Source organism: Lactobacillus gallinarum (assembly GCF_002160635.1).
In the GTDB taxonomy this organism is placed as follows: domain Bacteria; phylum Bacillota; class Bacilli; order Lactobacillales; family Lactobacillaceae; genus Lactobacillus; species Lactobacillus gallinarum.
This window is the reverse complement of the sequence record NZ_NFKZ01000002.1, coordinates 1-18,634: the sequence shown is the minus strand read 5'-3', so window position 1 is coordinate 18,634 and position 18,634 is coordinate 1. Positions and strand designations below refer to the sequence as shown.

General features: G+C 40.4%; 17 protein-coding genes and 3 pseudogenes. 5 read left to right on the top strand and 15 right to left on the bottom strand.

What is annotated here, in order from left to right:
• Positions 1-22: 22 nt before the first annotated feature.
• Positions 23-2,404, top strand: coding sequence for a Xaa-Pro dipeptidyl-peptidase (locus B5E95_RS01250; protein WP_087235437.1), 2,382 nt, complete (start codon positions 23-25; stop codon positions 2,402-2,404).
• A 52-nt stretch (positions 2,405-2,456) separates the two neighbouring features.
• Here B5E95_RS01250 and msrB read toward each other — a convergent pair whose 3' ends face one another.
• The 9 genes from msrB to B5E95_RS01205 form a co-directional block, all read right to left on the bottom strand.
• Entirely contained in the window at positions 2,457-2,882 is a 426-nt protein-coding gene (gene msrB, locus B5E95_RS01245) for a peptide-methionine (R)-S-oxide reductase MsrB (protein ID WP_087176579.1), read from the bottom strand.
• The gene (locus B5E95_RS01240) at positions 2,875-3,156 is read right to left on the bottom strand and encodes a hypothetical protein (protein ID WP_056945464.1); all 282 of its coding nucleotides are present in this window, start codon (positions 3,154-3,156) and stop codon (positions 2,875-2,877) included. Before B5E95_RS01240 ends, msrB begins: the two co-directional genes overlap by 8 nt.
• Positions 3,157-3,269: 113 nt before the next feature.
• Positions 3,270-4,133 carry a GRP family sugar transporter gene (locus B5E95_RS01235; protein ID WP_087235436.1) on the bottom strand — a complete coding sequence of 288 codons (864 nt, stop codon included), beginning with the start codon at positions 4,131-4,133 and terminating at the stop codon, positions 3,270-3,272.
• A gap of 135 nt (positions 4,134-4,268) precedes the next feature.
• Complete coding sequence (carB, locus tag B5E95_RS01230) at positions 4,269-7,457, bottom strand: carbamoyl-phosphate synthase large subunit (RefSeq protein WP_087235435.1); 3,189 nt, start codon at positions 7,455-7,457, stop codon at positions 4,269-4,271.
• Positions 7,450-8,541, bottom strand: a complete 1,092-nt coding sequence (locus B5E95_RS01225) for a carbamoyl phosphate synthase small subunit (protein ID WP_087235473.1) — start codon at positions 8,539-8,541, stop codon at positions 7,450-7,452. The genes carB and B5E95_RS01225 overlap by 8 nt, the downstream gene beginning before the upstream one ends.
• Positions 8,542-8,547: 6 nt before the next feature.
• A complete protein-coding gene (locus tag B5E95_RS01220; RefSeq protein WP_087235434.1) occupies positions 8,548-9,825 on the bottom strand; it encodes a dihydroorotase in 1,278 nt (425 codons plus the stop codon).
• The gene (locus tag B5E95_RS01215) at positions 9,825-10,781 is read right to left on the bottom strand and encodes an aspartate carbamoyltransferase catalytic subunit (protein ID WP_056945465.1); all 957 of its coding nucleotides are present in this window, start codon (positions 10,779-10,781) and stop codon (positions 9,825-9,827) included. The genes B5E95_RS01220 and B5E95_RS01215 overlap by 1 nt, the downstream gene beginning before the upstream one ends.
• 144 nt (positions 10,782-10,925) lie before the next feature.
• Complete coding sequence (pyrR, locus tag B5E95_RS01210) at positions 10,926-11,468, bottom strand: bifunctional pyr operon transcriptional regulator/uracil phosphoribosyltransferase PyrR (RefSeq protein ID WP_025006322.1); 543 nt, start codon at positions 11,466-11,468, stop codon at positions 10,926-10,928.
• A 174-nt stretch (positions 11,469-11,642) separates the two neighbouring features.
• Positions 11,643-12,566 (bottom strand): dihydroorotate dehydrogenase, encoded by a 924-nt coding sequence (locus tag B5E95_RS01205; RefSeq protein ID WP_087235433.1) that lies wholly within the window; start codon positions 12,564-12,566, stop codon positions 11,643-11,645.
• A 252-nt stretch (positions 12,567-12,818) separates the two neighbouring features.
• Between B5E95_RS01205 and pyrF the strand changes: the two genes are divergently transcribed.
• The gene (gene pyrF, locus B5E95_RS01200) at positions 12,819-13,526 is read left to right on the top strand and encodes an orotidine-5'-phosphate decarboxylase (protein ID WP_087235432.1); all 708 of its coding nucleotides are present in this window, start codon (positions 12,819-12,821) and stop codon (positions 13,524-13,526) included.
• Between the two features lies 1 nt (position 13,527).
• A complete protein-coding gene (gene pyrE / locus B5E95_RS01195; RefSeq protein WP_087235431.1) occupies positions 13,528-14,166 on the top strand; it encodes an orotate phosphoribosyltransferase in 639 nt (212 codons plus the stop codon).
• On the opposite strand, the gene B5E95_RS01190 is transcribed toward pyrE, so the two are convergent.
• Entirely contained in the window at positions 14,080-14,451 is a 372-nt protein-coding gene (locus B5E95_RS01190; protein ID WP_241146304.1) for a hypothetical protein, read from the bottom strand. The genes pyrE and B5E95_RS01190 overlap by 87 nt on opposite strands.
• A gap of 137 nt (positions 14,452-14,588) precedes the next feature.
• Here B5E95_RS01190 and B5E95_RS01185 point away from each other — a divergent pair.
• Both B5E95_RS01185 and B5E95_RS10815 read left to right on the top strand, forming a co-directional pair.
• Positions 14,589-15,331: pseudogene (locus B5E95_RS01185) on the top strand (IS30 family transposase).
• A pseudogene (locus tag B5E95_RS10815) lies at positions 15,295-15,405 on the top strand (DNA methyltransferase); the annotation flags it as partial. The pseudogenes B5E95_RS01185 and B5E95_RS10815, both read left to right, overlap by 37 nt.
• Positions 15,406-15,451: 46 nt before the next feature.
• On the opposite strand, the gene B5E95_RS01175 reads toward B5E95_RS10815, so the two are convergent.
• The 5 genes and pseudogenes from B5E95_RS01175 to B5E95_RS01155 form a co-directional block, all read right to left on the bottom strand.
• Positions 15,452-16,312, bottom strand: a complete 861-nt coding sequence (locus tag B5E95_RS01175) for a transporter substrate-binding domain-containing protein (RefSeq protein ID WP_087235430.1) — start codon at positions 16,310-16,312, stop codon at positions 15,452-15,454.
• Positions 16,313-16,324: 12 nt separating this feature from the next.
• Entirely contained in the window at positions 16,325-17,065 is a 741-nt protein-coding gene (locus B5E95_RS01170; protein ID WP_087235429.1) for an amino acid ABC transporter ATP-binding protein, read from the bottom strand.
• A 9-nt stretch (positions 17,066-17,074) separates the two neighbouring features.
• Positions 17,075-17,749 (bottom strand): amino acid ABC transporter permease, encoded by a 675-nt coding sequence (locus B5E95_RS01165; RefSeq protein WP_013438314.1) that lies wholly within the window; start codon positions 17,747-17,749, stop codon positions 17,075-17,077.
• A complete protein-coding gene (locus B5E95_RS01160; RefSeq protein ID WP_087235428.1) occupies positions 17,730-18,389 on the bottom strand; it encodes an amino acid ABC transporter permease in 660 nt (219 codons plus the stop codon). The genes B5E95_RS01165 and B5E95_RS01160 overlap by 20 nt, the downstream gene beginning before the upstream one ends.
• A 116-nt stretch (positions 18,390-18,505) precedes the next feature.
• Positions 18,506-18,634: pseudogene (locus B5E95_RS01155) on the bottom strand (IS256 family transposase); the annotation flags it as partial.

The following is an 18,634-nucleotide window of genomic DNA, read 5'->3' as shown; positions in this document are numbered from 1 at the left end:
AATACTGACAAAGGAGAAAAATATGAAATATAACCAATACGCTTATGTTGAAACTGATTTTCAACAACAAGTTAAAGAATTAATCGATATCAACTTCTTACCAAAAAATTATCAAGACTGGGACTTCAGTAGTCTTTTAGCCAAATTAGTTAAAAATGCGATCGCTGAAGCTAAAACCGACGCTGCTAAAAATGCCAAACTTGCTGAATTTGCAGTTTCCGATCACCAGACCTTGGCTGATTTTCTTAAAGAAAAGCCAACAGAAATCGGCACCGAACAATTCTACAACGTTGCTTTGCAACTGCTCGGCTATCACGTTCACTACGACTATCAATTTGATGACCCAACTCGCTTTATGCAAAAAAATGCTTTGCCATTTATGCAAGACATCAGCGACAATCACAAATTGATCTCAGCCTTCTACCGTTTGCTCAACACTCGTAGTAAGAATGGTCAAATCTTGCTCGATGTGATGGCTGGTAAAGGCTACTTCACTCAGTTCTGGGGTCAAAACAAGTTCAAATTCTTCAATGGCAAATCTATCCCTGTTTTTGACACAAACAAAGTCATCCGCGAAGTCGTTTATGTCGAAACTGATCTTGACACTGATCATGACGGTAAGAGCGATTTAATCCAAGTTACTGTTTTCCGTCCTGCAGAAACCAATAAGGGATTAAAAGTACCCGCACTTTACACCGCATCCCCATACTTCGGTGGCATCATCGCCAACGAAAAACGAAACCACAACGTTGATGAAAACTTGTCCGATGCAAGTACTTGGAACGACCCACAATATGAACACTCACCAATCGTTAAGGCAGAAAAGCCAGATGGTTCAAGCCACCCAGCAACTGAAGAAGCAGTTCACAAGTCATCTTACCCATTAAACGAATATATGCTTGCTCGTGGTTTTGCTAGCGTCTTTGCTGGTGCCATCGGTACGCGCGGCAGTGACGGTGTCAGAATTACCGGTGCACCTGAAGAAACTGAATCAGCTGCAGCTGTCATTGAATGGCTGCATGGCGATCGTATTGCCTACACTGACAGAACTAGAACTGTTCAAACTAAGGCTGACTGGTGCAACGGCAACATCGGGATGACTGGTCGTTCATACTTGGGTACTTTGCAAATCGCTATTGCAACTACTGGCGTCAAGGGTCTGAAGACTGTTGTTTCTGAAGCTGCGATTTCATCATGGTATGACTACTACCGTGAACACGGTTTGGTTATTGCTCCTGAGGCTTGCCAAGGTGAAGACCTCGACCTTTTGGCTGAAACTTGTCAATCTAACTTGTGGGATGCAGGTTCCTACCTCAAGATCAAGCCAGAATACGACAAGATGCAAAAGGAATTACTTGAAAAAGAAGACCGTGAAACTGGTCAATACTCTGACTTCTGGGAAGCTAGAAACTACCGCCACCACGCTGATGGCATCAAATGTTCCTGGATCTCAGTTCACGGTTTAAACGACTGGAACGTTAAGCCAAAAAACGTCTACAAGATCTGGCAGCTAGTATCCAAGATGCCAATGAAGCATCATCTCTTCTTGCACCAAGGCCCTCACTACAACATGAACAATTTTGTCTCAATCGACTTCACAGATTTAATGAATCTTTGGTTTGTTCATGAGTTGCTCGGTCTTGAAAACAATGCCTACAATCAATGGCCAACAGTCATGATTCAAGATAACCTGCAAGCTGATAAGTGGCATGAAGAAAAAGACTGGAGCGATGAATTAGGTCAAGAAAAGATCTACTATCCAACAGATGACCATGAACTTTACCAAGATGGTAACGGCAAGGCAAAGATGAGCTTCACCGATGTTGGTGGCACTGAATTTAAGAAATCTGGCATCTCAGAAAGCGACTGGCAATACAAGTTTATCTGCGGCGACGAAAAATGGACTAAACCAAGTCTACGTTTTGAAACAGATGAATTTATTCATCCTACTACGATCGTGGGTCGCCCAGAAGTCAAAGTAAGAGTCTCTGGTAGCCTTCCAAAGGGTGAAATCTCCGTTGCTTTAGTTGAACTTGGTGAAAGACAACGATTAACTGCTACTCCTAAGTTCTTAATGCGCGGCGGACAAGAATTAGGCTACCGTTTTGGCACTGACACTTTGCAAGAATTTGTTCCAGACAAGAAGACCAAGGCTAAGTTGATCACTAAGGCCCACATGAACATGCAAAACTACAAGGACATGAAGAAGCCTGAAGCAATTGAAGCTGACAAGTTCTACGATTTGGACTTCTTGCTTCAACCTACCTACTACACTATCCCATCTGGTAGCAAACTTGCTTTAATCATCTACTCAACTGATCAGGGCATGACTAAGCGTCCACTTGAAGATGAGACCTACACCGTTGATTTAGCTAATACCGAGATTAAGTTTTACGAAAAATAATTAATAGTAAATAAAGAGACAGATATTCGTATTGGAATACCTGTCTTTTTTATTATTTAAATATTTTTTTATATTCTCCGTATCCAGCCTGATCAAGCTTATCATACGGAATAAATTTTAACGCAGCCGAATTAATGCAGTATCGCAATCCGCCTTTGTCAACTGGTCCATCAGTAAAGACATGGCCCAAATGTGAATCAGCTTCGGGGCTTTTCACTTCTGTTCGCTCCATTCCGTGAGATTGATCACGATGATATGTCAATTTCTTAATCGGTTTAGTAAAGCTAGGCCAGCCGCACCCTGCATCATATTTATCTTCACTAGAGAAAAGCGGCTCACCGGACACCACATCAACGTAGATTCCTTTGTCATAAAAATCATCATATTTTCCTGTAAAAGGGTACTCGGTCGCAGCTTTTTGGGTAACGTTGTATTCTTCTTCGCTTAACTTTTTTAACGCTTCTTCTTTATTAAACATGTTCCGTTCCTCCTGGAAAGAAATTATCGATTTTCTTTTCATAGATATCGAAACGATATCTAGTCAAAAATTCATTAGCAGGATCATAGATTCTTACTTGCAGCATTTCATCTTTGCCATTCATATGTACTTCTTTATTTGGCATATCTAAAAATGGCTTAAAGGCGGCAATCACATTTTGATATGAACTATAAACATGGACGTTTTGTTCAATTACTTCACCATTTTTAGCATATCGCCGTGCACAGATTACATATACAACGTTGTCATTCATAGAAGAGGCTCCTAACTTTTACTTTTCTTGTTTCTTACTATTTTAATTCATTTGCTTACTAAGTAGATAAAAAAAGCAACAGATATCTAAATTAGACATCTGTTGCCAATTTATTAAAATACTGAAGTTAAGACAGCACCAGCTACAATTAATACCAAACCAATTGCAGTATAGATGTAACCCTTCTTGGTCTTTTGTTCATGTAAGAAGATGATACCACCAAGAGTTGAAATAACCACGCAAAGTTGTGACATGACGAAAGCTAAGTTAACACCGTTCATCTTTACTGAAACGATATATGCAAGTGCAGCTACGGCATAAATCAAACCTGCAGGAATAACTTGGTAGCTTTCCTTTTCTTTAACAACGTCAATTTTCTTAGTTGCAAGTAAGTAAATCACAGTGGTGATCAACATACCAATGGTTTCACCGAAGAAAATCATGGTGTTATCGCCCTTCAAAGCCTTAGGAATTGAGCTTGATGTGATGTAACCCAAAGTAGTCAAAACCAAAACGATCATAGTAGTTGTTTGGTTCTTCTTGCCACCTTCGGCAGTACCCTTATCAGTCAATGAAGTACATGCAACACCGATAATCAAGGCCAAAATTCCTAAGAAACCAAAGATCTTAGATTGTGTACTTGCCCATTCGCTGAAGATTAATACTCCGACAAGTGGTACACCAATTAATTGCAAACCGGTTGAAATTGGCATTGTTTCAGAAACACCAACTTTAGAATAACTGTAATACTGTCCGACCTGACCAATTACCCAGGCAGCTCCAGCAAGCATTGCTAACATAAATGTTGTGCCATCAAATGTTGGACGTTTAATGAGAGTCATTACAGCACCAAAGATAAATGCACCGAGCACAGTACCTAAAATTTGGTGGTAAATGTTACTCTTCTTGACCCCAGCAACGAACATCGGCATAAGTCCCCAGCCGATTGCTGGAATGAATAGAAATAAATAACTCATTATTTTTCTCCCCTATATTTGTAAAAAAGTTACAAGGAGCATTGTATCAATGAAAGCGGATACGTTGCAAACGAAAAACAAGTGCGAGTTAAAAAAGATGATCTTTCGATCATCTTTTTTACTTCTTATTTACCTTTAATCCAAACTCTTAGTCGCAAATGATATATTTTCTAGCGATTTAAGCAAGGCATCCGCAGTGTCCAAAGCTGTTAATAACGGAACGTTTTGTTGGATTGCCATTTGTCTAATAATGAAGCCATCTGAATTCTTTTCAATATCATGTCCCATCGTATTGATCACTAAATCAATTTGACCATCGCGTAATTCGTTCAGGATGTTATCGTCAGCATGCTCATCATCATGTACTTTCGTCACGAGTTCTACGTGCAAGTCGTTCTTTTTAAGGAAGTTGGCTGTACCCTTAGTTGCAAAGATTCTGTAACCAATTCGTGCAAAGCGCTTCGCAATTGGCAAAATCTTTTCTTTATCTCTATCTTCAATAGTAAGAAGAACATTGCCATTCTCAGGTAGTTTCATCTTAGCACCCGCAAATGCCTTGTATAATGCCTTGGCAAAAGTATGATCACTACCCATTACTTCACCAGTTGATTTCATTTCTGGTCCAAGGTATGAGTCAACATCAGCTAACTTACTAAAGCTGAAGACTGGTGCCTTAACTGAGATCATATCAGGTTCTGGTGCCAAGCCATCACTGTAGCCTTGTTCAGCCAAGGTTTCACCCATAATTACACGCGTAGCAACTTGAGCCATTTCAATACCAGTAATCTTACTCAAGAATGGAACAGTTCTACTTGCTCGCGGATTTACCTCAATTACATAGACATCCCCATCGCGCACAATAAACTGGATGTTCATAATTCCCTTACAGTTCAGAGTCAAAGCCAATTTTCTAGTTACGTCGGTAATCTTTTCCTTAACTTCTTCAGTGAAGGTTTGTGGTGGGTAAACTGCCATTGAGTCACCTGAGTGAACACCAGCGTGTTCGATGTGTTCCATAATACCTGGTAAAAGCACATCCTTACCGTCACAGATCGCATCAACATCACATTCACGACCATCCAAGTAGTCATCGACCAAGATCGGGTGATCAGCCGCAATATCTACGTGGTCTTGCAAGTATTCTTCAAGTTCATCCTTGCTGTAGACAATTTCCATTGCCTTACCACCCAAGACATAACTTGGACGAACCAAAACTGGGTAGCCTAATTTTTCTGCAGCTTCGATAACGCCTTCGTGAGTAGTTGCAGTTAAACCCTTTGGTTGGTTAAGCTTCAAGTCCTTGATGATTTCATCGAATAACTCACGGTCTTCTGCACGGTTAACGTCCTTAACCTCGGTACCCAAGATCTTAACGCCATGCTTTTCAAGACCAGCTGCCAAGTTGATTGAAGTTTGACCACCGAATTGAACGATTGTACCTACTGGCTTTTCCAAGTCACAGACGTTCAAAACATCTTCAAGAGTCAATGGTTCAAAGTAAAGCTTGTCAGAGACTGAGAAGTCAGTTGAAACAGTCTCAGGGTTTGAGTTAATAACAATAGCTTCATAACCCATCTTTTGTAAAGCCTTAACACAGTGAACAGTTGCGTAGTCAAATTCTACACCTTGACCGATTCTGATTGGGCCTGAACCAATTACGACAACTGATTTCTTACCTGACTTATGTGATTCGTTTTCTGCATCATAAGTTGAGTAGAAGTATGGGGTCTTTGATTCAAATTCTGCGGCACAGGTATCAACCATCTTGTAGACTGGAATGATGCCGTTAGCTTTTCTGAAGTTTCTTACATCATCTGCGGTTTCGCCCCACAAGTTGGCAATGGTTGGATCGCTGAAGCCGTATTTCTTAGCAAGGCGCAGTGTATCTACATCGTCTTTGTTTTCTTGCAAAGTCTTTTCCATTTCGACCATGTGCTTTACGATATCCAAGAAGTAGAAGTTAATCTTAGTTAATTCATGCACATCTTCCAATGTATAGCCACGTCTGAATGCTTCAGCTAAGTAGAATAAACGGTCGTCTTGTGCTTTTACTAGTTTTTGTTCAAGCTTATCATCACTAGCTACATGAGCTTCTTCAGAGTAAAGATCCTTTTCATCGATTTCAAGAGATCTAACAGCCTTTTGCATAGCTTCTTCTGCAGTTCTACCGATGGCCATAACTTCACCGGTAGCCTTCATTTGAGTACCTAAAACTCTGTCAGCCTTAGGGAACTTATCGAATGGCCAGCGAGGGATCTTGCAGACAACATAATCAAGAGCTGGTTCAAATTCGGCATAAGTAGTACCAGTTACAGGGTTCTTGATTTCGTCCAAAGTCATACCAATAGCAATCTTGGCAGCCATCTTAGCAATTGGATAACCAGTAGCCTTTGAAGCCAAGGCACTTGATCTAGAAACTCTTGGATTAACTTCGATAACGTCATAGTTAAAGCTGTTAGGATCAAGGGCAAGCTGTACGTTACATCCCCCTTCAATCTTAAGCGCACGAATCAAACGGAGTGAACAATCACGAAGCATTTGGTATTCCTTGTCTGACAAGGTTTGACTTGGTGAGAAGACAATTGAGTCACCGGTGTGAATACCAACTGGATCGAAGTTTTCCATACAGCAGACTATCATCGCATTGTCATCGTGGTCACGCATTACTTCAAATTCGATTTCCTTGTAACCAGCAATGGATTTTTCAATCAAACATTCAGTTACTGGTGAAAGTTCCAAACCGTTCTTTGCAATTTCAGCTAATTCTTCACGGTTGTGACAAATACCACCACCAGTACCACCCATTGTGAAGGCAGGACGTACAATGATTGGGTAGCCGATTTCGTCACCAAATGCCAAAGCATCTTTAACTGTATTAACAGTCTTTGATGGTGGCACAGGTTCGCCTAACTTCTTACATAATTCCTTGAACTTCTCACGGTCTTCAGCTTGTTCAATTGAATCAAGCTTAGTACCCAAAAGTTCAATGTGAAGTTCATCCAAGATACCAGTTTTTGCAAGAGCTAATGCCATATTTAAACCTACTTGACCACCCAAGGTTGGCAAAATAGCATCTGGGTATTCTTGACGAATGATTCTTGAAATTGATCCAACAGTCAAAGGTTCAATGTAGACTTTGTCAGCGATTGTCGTATCAGTCATGATAGTTGCTGGGTTGGAGTTAACCAAAACAACTTCGTAACCTTCTTCGCGAAGAGCCAAACAAGCCTGAGTACCAGAATAGTCGAATTCTGCGGCCTGACCAATAATAATTGGACCAGAACCAATCACCATAATCTTATGAATATCTTTTCTCTTAGGCATGACGCTCTTCTTCCTTTCTTTGGTCAATCATTGACATAAAGTCATCAAATAGTGAAACCTCATCGTGTGGTCCTGGAGTTGCATCTGGGTGGAACTGTACTGAAAATGCTGGATACTTTTTGTGGCGAAGACCTTCAACAGTACCGTCGTTTACTTCAACGTGAGTAATCATTAAGTTGTCTTTATCAACTGAGTCAGCATCTACAGCATAGCCGTGGTTTTGTGAAGTAAAGCCGATGTTGCCCGTAGCAATTTCACGAACTGGATGGTTGAAACCACGGTGACCGAACTTCATCTTGTAGGTATTAGCGCCGTTGGCTAAAGCAAAGACTTGGTGTCCCATACAAATACCCATCAATGGCACATATTTTTCTACTTCACGAACCATGTTTGTAGCACCATTTGCGGCCATTTCTTCTGGGTCACCAGGGCCGTTTGAAAGAAGAACACCATCTGGATGAAGGTTTAAGACTTCTTCAGCAGTTGCAGTATATGGCAAGACGATACAGTTACAGTCACGTTCGGCAAGTTCACGTAAAATACTGTGCTTGATACCAAAGTCGATCACTACGATGTTGCGCTTTGAACCTGGAACCGGATATGGACTCTTAGTTGATACGCGGCTGATTATGCCTTGAGTTACATTTTCAGTTTGTAAAATCTTGGTGATCTTTTCTGCATCTTCCTTAGAATCTACAATCTTACCTCTTAAAGTACCGTGAACACGGAGCTTTTTAACTAAGGCACGGGTATCAATTCCTTGAATACCTGGGATATCCAAATGCTCTAAGAACTTAGGCAAAGTTGTTTGCATTCTCCAGTTGTCCGGATGGCGGGCAACTTGGTGGCAAATCACGCCCTTGATCTTTGGTTCAAGTGATTCATAGTCGGCTAAGGTAATACCGTAGTTGCCGATCAATGGGTTAGTGAAAACCAAAATTTGGTCTGCATAACTTTGATCAGTAATTGCTTCTTGATAGCCGGTCATCCCTGTTGTGAATACAACTTCACCGGTTGTTTCACGATCGGCGCCAAAGCCTTCACCGGCATAAACACTGCCGTCTTCTAAAATTAAATAGCGCATTGACATTTACTCTGCTCCTTCCTGGTATACAACCTTACCATCAACCATTGTCATCACAGTTGAGCCATAAACCTTATGACCAGTAAATGGAGTGTTAACTCCCTTAGACTTGAAGTCTGCTTCCTTGATTTCTTTTTCATGTTCCAAATCAAAGATTGCGATATCAGCTGGCTTGCCTGGTTCAAGAACGCCGGCGTCTTTAAGACCAAAGGTCTTAGCTGGTCTATCGCTAAGCCATGACAATAATTGTTCGAGAGTAAAGACCTTTTCGTTTTTTACAAACTTAGTATATAGCGTACTGAAAGCAGTTTCACTACCTGTGATACCAAAAGCCGCACCTTTCATTCCGCCTTGCTTTTCTTTCTTAGCATGAGGCGCATGGTCAGTAGCAATCAGATCAATTGTGCCATCAAGAAGTCCTACTAAAAGTGCTGCTTGATCTTCCTTAGTTCTTAGTGGTGGATTCATCTTGAAGTAGCCGTTGTCTTTTGGAATATCGTCACCAGTTAAAAGAATGTGGTGAGGAGCAACTTCACAAGTAACATTGATTCCGCGAGCCTTTGCCATGCGGACAAGTTCAACGCTAGTCTTAGTTGAAACGTGGCAGATATGGTAGTGAACGCCAGTCTTTTGAGCCAAGAGCAAGTCACGAGCAATCTGCGTGGTTTCAGCAAGTTCAGTGACAGGTGGTAAGTTCAATCTTTCTGCAGTCTTACCTGCGTTAACGGTACCGTGATTAAAGAGTGAATCGTCTTGTGCGTGGGTCGCAACGATCAAGTTATTTTCCTTAGCTTTTTGCATAGCCAAGTACATGGTTTGAGCTGTTTGTACACCGTGGCCATCGTTACTCAAAGCAAAGGCACCAGCTTTTTTCAAGGCTGCATAGTCAGGAATGACATCGGTTGTCTCATCATTGGTGATTGGACCATATTGGAAAATGTGAACTACGCCTTTTTCCTTGTTTTCCTCAACCATTTTCTCCATTAATTCTGGAGTGTTAGGCACAGGAGTTACGTTAGGCATAGCACCTACTGTGGTAAAGCCGCCGCGGGCAGCTGCTTCACTACCTGTTCTAATATCTTCCTTATATGTTTGACCAGGATCACGGTAGTGAACGTGGACATCAACTAAACCTGGGCTGACCAACTTGCCTTTGGTATCAATTACTTTATCGCCTGTTAAATCAGTACCGATTGCCTTAATTTTGTCATTTTCAATTAAAACGTCTGCTTTAACTAAGTGACCATTTTGATAAACGGTACCGTTCTTAATTACTGTTGTCATTATTCGAGACCTCCGAGCTTTCTTCCGCGTAATACTGCTTCAATCATGGCCATTCTCATAAATACACCATTTTGCATTTGACGGACAAACATGCACTTGTCGCTTTCTACCAAGTCACCGCTAAGTTCAACGTCGTGGTTGATTGGACCTGGATGCATGATGATTGTGTCAGGCTTTAATTCGTTGTAGCGTTTATGGTTGATGCCGTATTTTTCATGGTAAGCTTTAGCATCAAATTTCTTTTCATTAGGATCACCTGCGTGACGTTCATGTTGTACTCTTAAAAGCATCATGACATCCATGTCAGGGATTAATTTATCTAATTCTTCATACTTACCGTATTTATCAAATTTTTTGTCGTACCAGTAGCTTGGACCTGAGAAGTAAACTTCTGCACCTAATCTAGTAAGAAGTTCCATGTTACTCTTAGCCACTCTTGAGTTAGTGATGTCGCCGACGATGGCTACCTTCAAGCCCTTAAAGTGGCCGAAGTGTTCGTGAATAGTCATCATGTCGAGCATACATTGACTTGGGTGTTGGCCGCTGCCATCACCTGCGTTGATCACACCGATGTTTAAGTGTTGGTGTTCTTTCAAGTTGATCAAATCGTTGTAGTATTCATTTTGTGAGTGGCGGATCACTTCAAGATCGACGCCCAAAGCGTTCATGATTAATGAAGTGTCGTATAAAGTTTCACCTTTGTTAACAGATGAGTGAGCTGGATCAAATGGGATAACTGTTAAGCCCAATTTTCTTTCAGCCATTTCAAAACTCGTATGCGTTCTGCTTGAGTCTTCGAAAAACATGTTGGTTACGTAAACCGGCTTAGTTAAGCGAGGTGTTGCGCCGCCCTTTTTGAAGTATTCAGCTCGTTTGATTAAAGCTTCAACTTCATCGACATGCAAATTTTCAACACTAACAAAATGTGGTAAACTGACAAGATTTAAATTTTCCATTTTCTATTCTTTCTATCAAAAAAGCCTGAAGCATTTAATTGCTCCAGGCTTTTTCTTCGCACTTTTGTATACGAAAAACTAAGCAACCCTTCTGGCCCTCTCTGGAGTCAATTAAATGGTTGAATTATTTACTTTTTCTATTTTTTATTTTGGCAAAGCCTTCAATTCAACTGAATCTTTGCCGTCCTTTTCAACTACATTAACAGCGACTTGTTCGTCGGCAGAAGTTGGAATGTTTTTACCAACAAAGTCGGCACGGATTGGCAATTCACGGTGACCACGGTCAACCAAAACTGCCACTCTGATCGAACTTGGTCGACCAACGTGCATCAAAGCATCCATCGCAGCTCTAATTGTTCTACCAGTGTAAATAACATCGTCGATCAAGACAACGTGCTTGTCATCGATGTTAACACCAACTTGATCAGAGTTAACAACTGGATCTTGCTTTAAGGATGCATCATGACGATCATCACGGTAAAGGGTGATGTCAAGTTGACCAACTGGAACATCAACACCTTCAAGTTTTTGAATTCTGTCATGGATGCGGTTAGCCAAGTAAACGCCACGCGTCTTAATTCCAACTAATACTAGATCATCGGTACCCTTATTTTGTTCGATGATTTCGTAAGTAATACGCGTAAGCGCACGCTTCATTGCAAGTGCATCCCAAATTTCTTTTGCCAATTTAATAGCCTCCTAATTTTTGCCCATTAAAAAAGCTCCCATTCTTCTCTGAGACTAGGAGCTTTCTGTAAAGTCGAAACTTAATTTAAGCCTGCCTTGCTAGCCTCACGGGACTAATTTTAAAGGACATTTATTGCTTTAAAGTTACTGTAAATGACAGCGTTTGTCAAGGGATTAATTGAGTTTAACTTGTCCAACTAAATCATTGATATCATCGACGCCTAATTCTTCAAGTTCTGCAGGTAAACTATCAGCGATATGCTTGGATGCGATGCTGTCGTGGAAGTGTGCAGTACCTACTGCTACGGCACTTGCACCGGCAAGCATGAATTTAACGACGTCTTCAGCTGAGCTAATTCCACCCATACCAATGATTGGTAAATCGACTGCTTGGTGAACCTGCGCAATCATGCGAAGAGCAACCGGTCTCACAGCTTCACCTGACAAACCGCCCATGTTGTGACCAAGGACTGGCTTTCTAGTTTTCACATCGATTTCCATGCCAAGCAAAGTGTTGATCATGGAAATACCATCTGCACCGCCCTTTTCGGCAGCTTTTGCGATAGTAACGACATCAGTTACGTTTGGCGTTAATTTGACGTAGATTGGAACGTTAACCACGTTTTTGATTTTTTTGGTTAATTCTTCAACTACGTCGGGATGCACACCAAAACTCATGCCGCCGCGATCAACGTTAGGGCAAGAAACGTTGATCTCTAGTGCGTTGACTAATCCTGAAACAGATAACTTCTTTGCAACTTCAACATAGTCATCTTCACTGTCGCCACCCACACTAGCCATAATTGGCAAGTCTGGATATTGCTTTCTAAGCGGTGTTAATTTTTCACTAATTACTGCGTCAACACCAGGATTAGTTAAACCAACTGAGTTAAGTACCCCATCGTCTAAAACAGCGATCTGAGGTTGCGGATTACCTGTTGTTGCGTGTGGCGTGGTTGTCTTAATTACCATTGCACCTAAGTCATTCAAATCGAACTTCTTAGCTGCTGGCACATCGCCAAAACCAAAGGTACCACTTGCTGGCATCACCGGGTTCTTCAAATTTAATCCTGGTAACTTTACGCGTGTATTTGTCATAATTTTCCTCCAAAAATGAATGCTCACGGACATTCGCTTATTTTTTAGAACAGATTGTACACGCCTTTTTTGATTTTTAAAAGTCTAAAATTTTATTTGTATTTTATTTTCGATGGTGTTAAACTTCGTTTTGATCAAACTTTAAACGGTACAGAGAGACCGCAAGTTCAAAATATTGACTTAAATTATCTGGGGAAAGTCTATACCTGGTGTCTCTCTGCGCCACGTATAGACTTTTTTTGTGGAGGAAAAATGACTAGACCTGTTATCGTTGCCCTCGATTTGGACAATGAAGAAAAATTACACGAAATTTTGGCAAAACTCGGCAAACCGGAAAATGTTTTTATCAAAGTTGGCATGGAATTGTTCTATAATGCCGGCATTGATGTAGTTAAAAAATTAGCTGATCAAGGCTACAAGATCTTCTTAGACCTTAAGATGCATGACATTCCAAACACTGTTTATAACGGTGCAAAGGCTTTGGCAAAACTCGGCATCACCTTTACTACGGTTCACGCACTTGGTGGCAGCCAAATGATCAAGGCCGCTAAAGATGGTTTAATTGCAGGAACACCTGCTAGTCACAGCGTACCAGAACTTTTAGCCGTAACTGAATTGACTTCAATTTCAGACGAAGTTTTAGCTCACGAACAAAACTGTTCTTTATCAATGGACAAACAAGTACTCAGCCTGGCCAAGATGGCAAAAGCTGCTGGTGCAGATGGCGTTATCTGTTCACCACTTGAAGTCAAAGAATTGCACGAAGCAATCGGTGATGACTTCCTGTACGTAACTCCTGGTATTCGTCCAAAGGGCAACGCCAAGGATGACCAATCAAGAGTTGCAACACCAGCAGATGCTAAGGAATGGGGTTCAAGCGCAATCGTCGTTGGCCGCCCTATCACTTTAGCCAGTGATCCAGAAGCTGCTTATGAAGCAATCAAGAAGGAGTTTAATTAAAATGCATAAAGATCAAATTATTTCTCAACTTATCCAAGAAAAAATCATCACTATCTCACCTGACAAACCATTTACCTATGCAAGTGGGATGCTTTCACCAATCTACACTGACTTGCGTTTGACTGTATCTTACCCAGAATTACGCGACATGATTGCCAGCGATTTAGCCAACTTGATTGCCAAGGAATTCCCTGAAGCAACCATTATCGGTGGTGTTGCAACTGCCGGCATCCCTCACGCAGCTTGGGTTGCTGACAAGCTTCATTTGCCAATGATCTACGTTCGTCCAAAACCAAAGGATCATGGCAAGGGCCGTCAAATCGAAGGTTGCTTTTCAAAAGACGACAAGATCGTTTTAATTGACGACTTAATCACTACTGGTGGCTCAGTTTTGAACGCTGTTAAGGCAACTGAAAAAGACGGTGGCAACGTAATCGGCGTATCTTCAATCTTCACCTACTACTTGCCAGACGCAAAAGAAAACTTTGCCAAGAGCGGCGTTAAATATGCTCCACTTCTTTCTTACCCAGAAGTTCTTAAGAAGGAAAATGAATCAGGTCATATCTCTAGTGAACAATACGATGTATTGAAGACTTGGCACGAAGACCCATGGGCTTGGGGCAAGAAGTTTGAAAAGTAATAAATAATTACCCGTTGCCAACCAGACATCAATGAAATAACCGCTAAACAGCCAGAGAGTTATCCAGCGAGTAATCTCATGATTAAGCTTGCTAGGATTTTTACGCTTAAATTGAACGTAAAAATTTAAACCAATGACTAAGCATAAGAATACTAACTGAAAAATATTACCTGCAGTGTGTCCTCGCTTAGGAATCATTTCTAAAATTGTTACGATTAGTGCAAAAATCATTTGCACGTTAAAGATCTGTTGCCAGCGTTTGCGCGGCAAAATCACCTCATTCATATTTTCCCCTCCAATTCATGATTTTTAATTACGCCGATTGTAAAATTAAATTGAACACTTGATAAAAAATAAAAAGTCCATTCGGACCTGTTTGATAGAATGTTAATAACCACAAAAACTTCTATTGGAGGTCACAAATGGACTCTTTATATTCTACCATGAATCAGCGCATTAAAGGCAAACACTTATCATTCGAAGAGCGGGTTATTATCCAAACTCGTATCAAAGACGGCTTATTGCACGTGAACTTGGTTGTTCCCCGTCTACCATCAGCTATGAAGTCAAACGCGGTACTGTTTCTCTTTATCATGGCAAACAGAGGCGGTACAAGGCTGATCACGGTCAAAGCGTTTATCAGGCTAATCGATACCATTGTGGCCGCAAATCAGGCTTCTTGAAGAAATCTGATTTTATCGAATATGTTAACAAGCATTTCTCTGAAGACGACTGGTCGCTTGATGTATGTGCCAATCGCAGTTTGGCTATAGGAGAATTTTCTAGTAATCAAACGGTTTGTACTAGAACCCTGTATAACTATGTCGAACAAGGATTAATGGATATCAGAAACTGTGATTTGCCCGAAAAGTTAAAACGCAACACTAAAATTCATCGCATCCGCAAAAATAAGAGAAAGCCTGGCCGAAGCATTGAAGAACGTCCACAAGAGATCAACGATCGATAAGACCGCTGCCAGTGTCATGCATGCTTTTAGAACGCTTCAAAAACAATACAGCGAGCACTGGAACGACATCTTCAAGACATCATTAATATTGAAACCTGGTGCAATTTACTGCCGAGAAAGATCTTAGCATATCATACCCCAGATGAAATCTTTGAAAAGAAGTTGGACAAGTCGAGGAAGTTAAAAATGTTGACGTAGAATTCGTTTGGTACCCGGTCTGGTTACCTAATAAGATGAGCGACGCGGCTAAAAAATACTTTGGCATAGAATAAAGAGAAGTAATTCCAAGTTTGAATTACTTCTCTTTTCATTTTTGATTTACTTTAATAAAATGTCGCTAGGCACAATTCCTTTACCAAAGTATGGTTTAAGTTCAATTTGGTAATCTTTCTTGAAGAAACCTTCAGCAGTCAAACGATTGATTTGTTTATTAGTCCACTTCAATAAAGATTTGTTACCCTTCTTAACAGCAGGTGCAATAAATTGGTGAGGACCAATTGATCTAATTCCTACTACATATTGCGGATTCTTTTTAATCCAGGCATATAAGTAGGAGTTATCATCAGCTAATGCAGCTCCTCGCTTATTTTTCATTGCATTAAATTGCTGGGTTTCTGAATCAAAACGTAAAAGCTTTGTTCCAGGACGCTTAGCAAAGTAGTTTTCACCCGTTGATCCTTTCAAAAGAATCAATTGTTTCCCTCGCAATTGCTTTTCACTGGTAATCGGGTGACTCTTAGGTGAAACGACACCAGTTGATACTTTCATGTAAGGATGGGCAAAATCTACTACTTCTGCTCTTTCTGGAGTCTTGGTAAAGTTGGCTAAGACCATATCTACTTTATTAGAATTCAATGCGTCAACCCGGTTATTTCCGTTAAGTTGGGTAAATCGTGGTTTCACACCTAATTCTTTAGCTAATTCTCGTGCAAGTCGCAAATCAAAACCAACCCGTTTACCTTGAGAGTTAACCCAACCATATGGTGGTAAGTCGCCATAAACACCAATTCGAATATAACCTCGACGCTTAATTTGAGTCACACTATTATTGTTACTCCAACCGCTACCACCAGCAGAACGAGCTAGATATGGTTTAGTTAAACCCATATAAGCTGAAGCTAACACTACGACAGCGGCAATTACACTAATAATAGTGTTGAATATCTTTCGTCCACTCATAGTTTCATCCCCCTAGAAGTCCATATCAGTGAGGAATTGCTGAGCTCTTTCAGATTGTGGTTCAGTAAAGAACTGTTCACAAGGAGTTTTCTCAATAATCCTGCCTTTTTCCAAAAAGAGGACTTGATCAGCGACACGTTTAGCAAAGTTCATTTGGTGAGTAACTAAAATCATTGTCATATGATCATTTTCTGAAAGTTTTTTAACAATATCTTCAATACCACGAACCATTTCAGGGTCAAGAGATGCAGTAATTTCATCAAGTAGAATAACTTCAGGCTTCATAGCTAAAGTACGGACAATTGCCACTCTTTGTTGTTGACCACCAGATAATTCTCGAGGATACGTGTCAGCATATTGATCCATATTTACCCGTTTTAACAAATGATGTGTTTCTTGTTCTACTTCTGCTCGATCCCGTTTTTGGACCTTTGTAGGTGCCAAAAGAATATTTTGCATTACTGTTAGGTTTGGAAAAAGATCATATGATTGAAAAACCATGCCAATCTTTTGTCGAATAGCTTGCCATTCTTTTGGAGAGGACTGGACCTTTTTACCATGAAAGACAATCTCACCATTTTTATAATTTTCCAAACCATTCAGTGTTCTTAAGAGTGTTGATTTACCTGAACCTGAGGGACCCAGAATCGCCAAAACTTCACCCTTTTTCAAATTAAAGCTAATATCGTGAAGTGCTTGCCAGTCACCATAAAACTTGTTTAGATGTTCCACTTTTAAAATTTCTTCAGTCATTTTTCTCACCTATTTTTGCTTTGCCATTAAACTCTTTGCCCATACTGATAAAGGATAATCCAGGATAAAGTAAAAGAAGAAAATCAAACCATAAACCCAGAAAACACCTGTTGGGAATTTTTGATTATTTGCTTCAATAATTTGTTGTCCCACATTGATAACATCCATTACACTGATCAACATTAAAATAGAAGTTGTTTTAATTACTCTTGTTGCTAAGTTGATCGTAGCTGGCAACTCTAATTTGAATGCTTGAGGTAACAAAACATACAAGAAAAGCTGCATCTTACTCAAACCCAATGCCAAGCCACTTTCCTTTTGAGCTAATGGCACGGATTGCAAAGCCCCACGAACAATATCGCTGAACTCTGCTGCTACCCAAAGCGAAAAAGCTAAGACTGCCATCCAAGTACCCGGCCAATTAATATGCAAGCTACGAGGCAAAATATAATAAACCAAATAAAGTAGAACTACACTAGGTAAAATCCTAAAGATCTCCATGTAGACTCTTAAAATGCAACGAATTATTTTATTCGGCATTGTCCGAAGAACACCGAATATAGTTCCAATAAGCAATCCAATGATAATTGACAAAGCAGCAATCCAAATAGAGGTCCATAAACCAACTAATAGCCGATCAAAGTTGCTGCCGCTAAATAAGACATTAATCCCCGAATGCGCCATAACGAACTCTCCTTTCTAGCCAGTTTAAAAGTAAAATTACTGGAATCATAATAATCGCATAGCCGATAACCAACATTAAAAGATATTCGTTAGACCGGTAATACATTCCTATTAGGTCCAATGCGGTATTAGTCAATTCTGGAATCGCAATCACTGTAAAGATAGATGTTTCCTTAATAAGAAAAATCACATTAGCTGCCAAAGCTGGCATACTTAAGGCAAATCCTTGCGGGAACACAACGTATCTTGCTAATTGAAAGCGATTCATTCCTAAAGCTTCGCCAGAATTGATTTGACTATCCGTTACCCCTTGGAAGCCACCGGTGAACCCTTCAGCCATGTAGCCTCCCCCAAGGAAAATCAAACCGATAATTCCGGCAGTAATTGATGACATTCGCCAACCAATTACTGGAAATGCATAATACAAAAAGAAAAGTTGAATTAAAAGCGGTGTATTGCGTGCTAATTCGACATAAGCTGTTGCAATCTGACTTAAGATCGGGGTCTTAAAGTATTGCAGCAAACTTGCAATGACCCCAACAATGATTGAGCCAATAATCCCAACCAATGAGAGCCAAACAGTAAGAACGAAGCCATGCCCATATGCTGGCAATGCCTGCTGTATAATAGTCCAGTCCATTTATATACCTCTCATTCATGAAACATCATACTTTAGTGTGAATAATAATAGACTTGAAACTGTCAAATCTTTTGTGTAAATAGATCTTTCTCATAGATTGATTTTTTATTCTTTATTTAATCAAAATAAGATTCTAAGGTGTCCTGAACCTGACCAAAGCCTTTGTGAATTCGGTTGAAGTAGCGGTCATTGTAACTCATTGCTTGAATGCCAATAAAAGTATCAAGCGACTGTTCAGTCGGAAA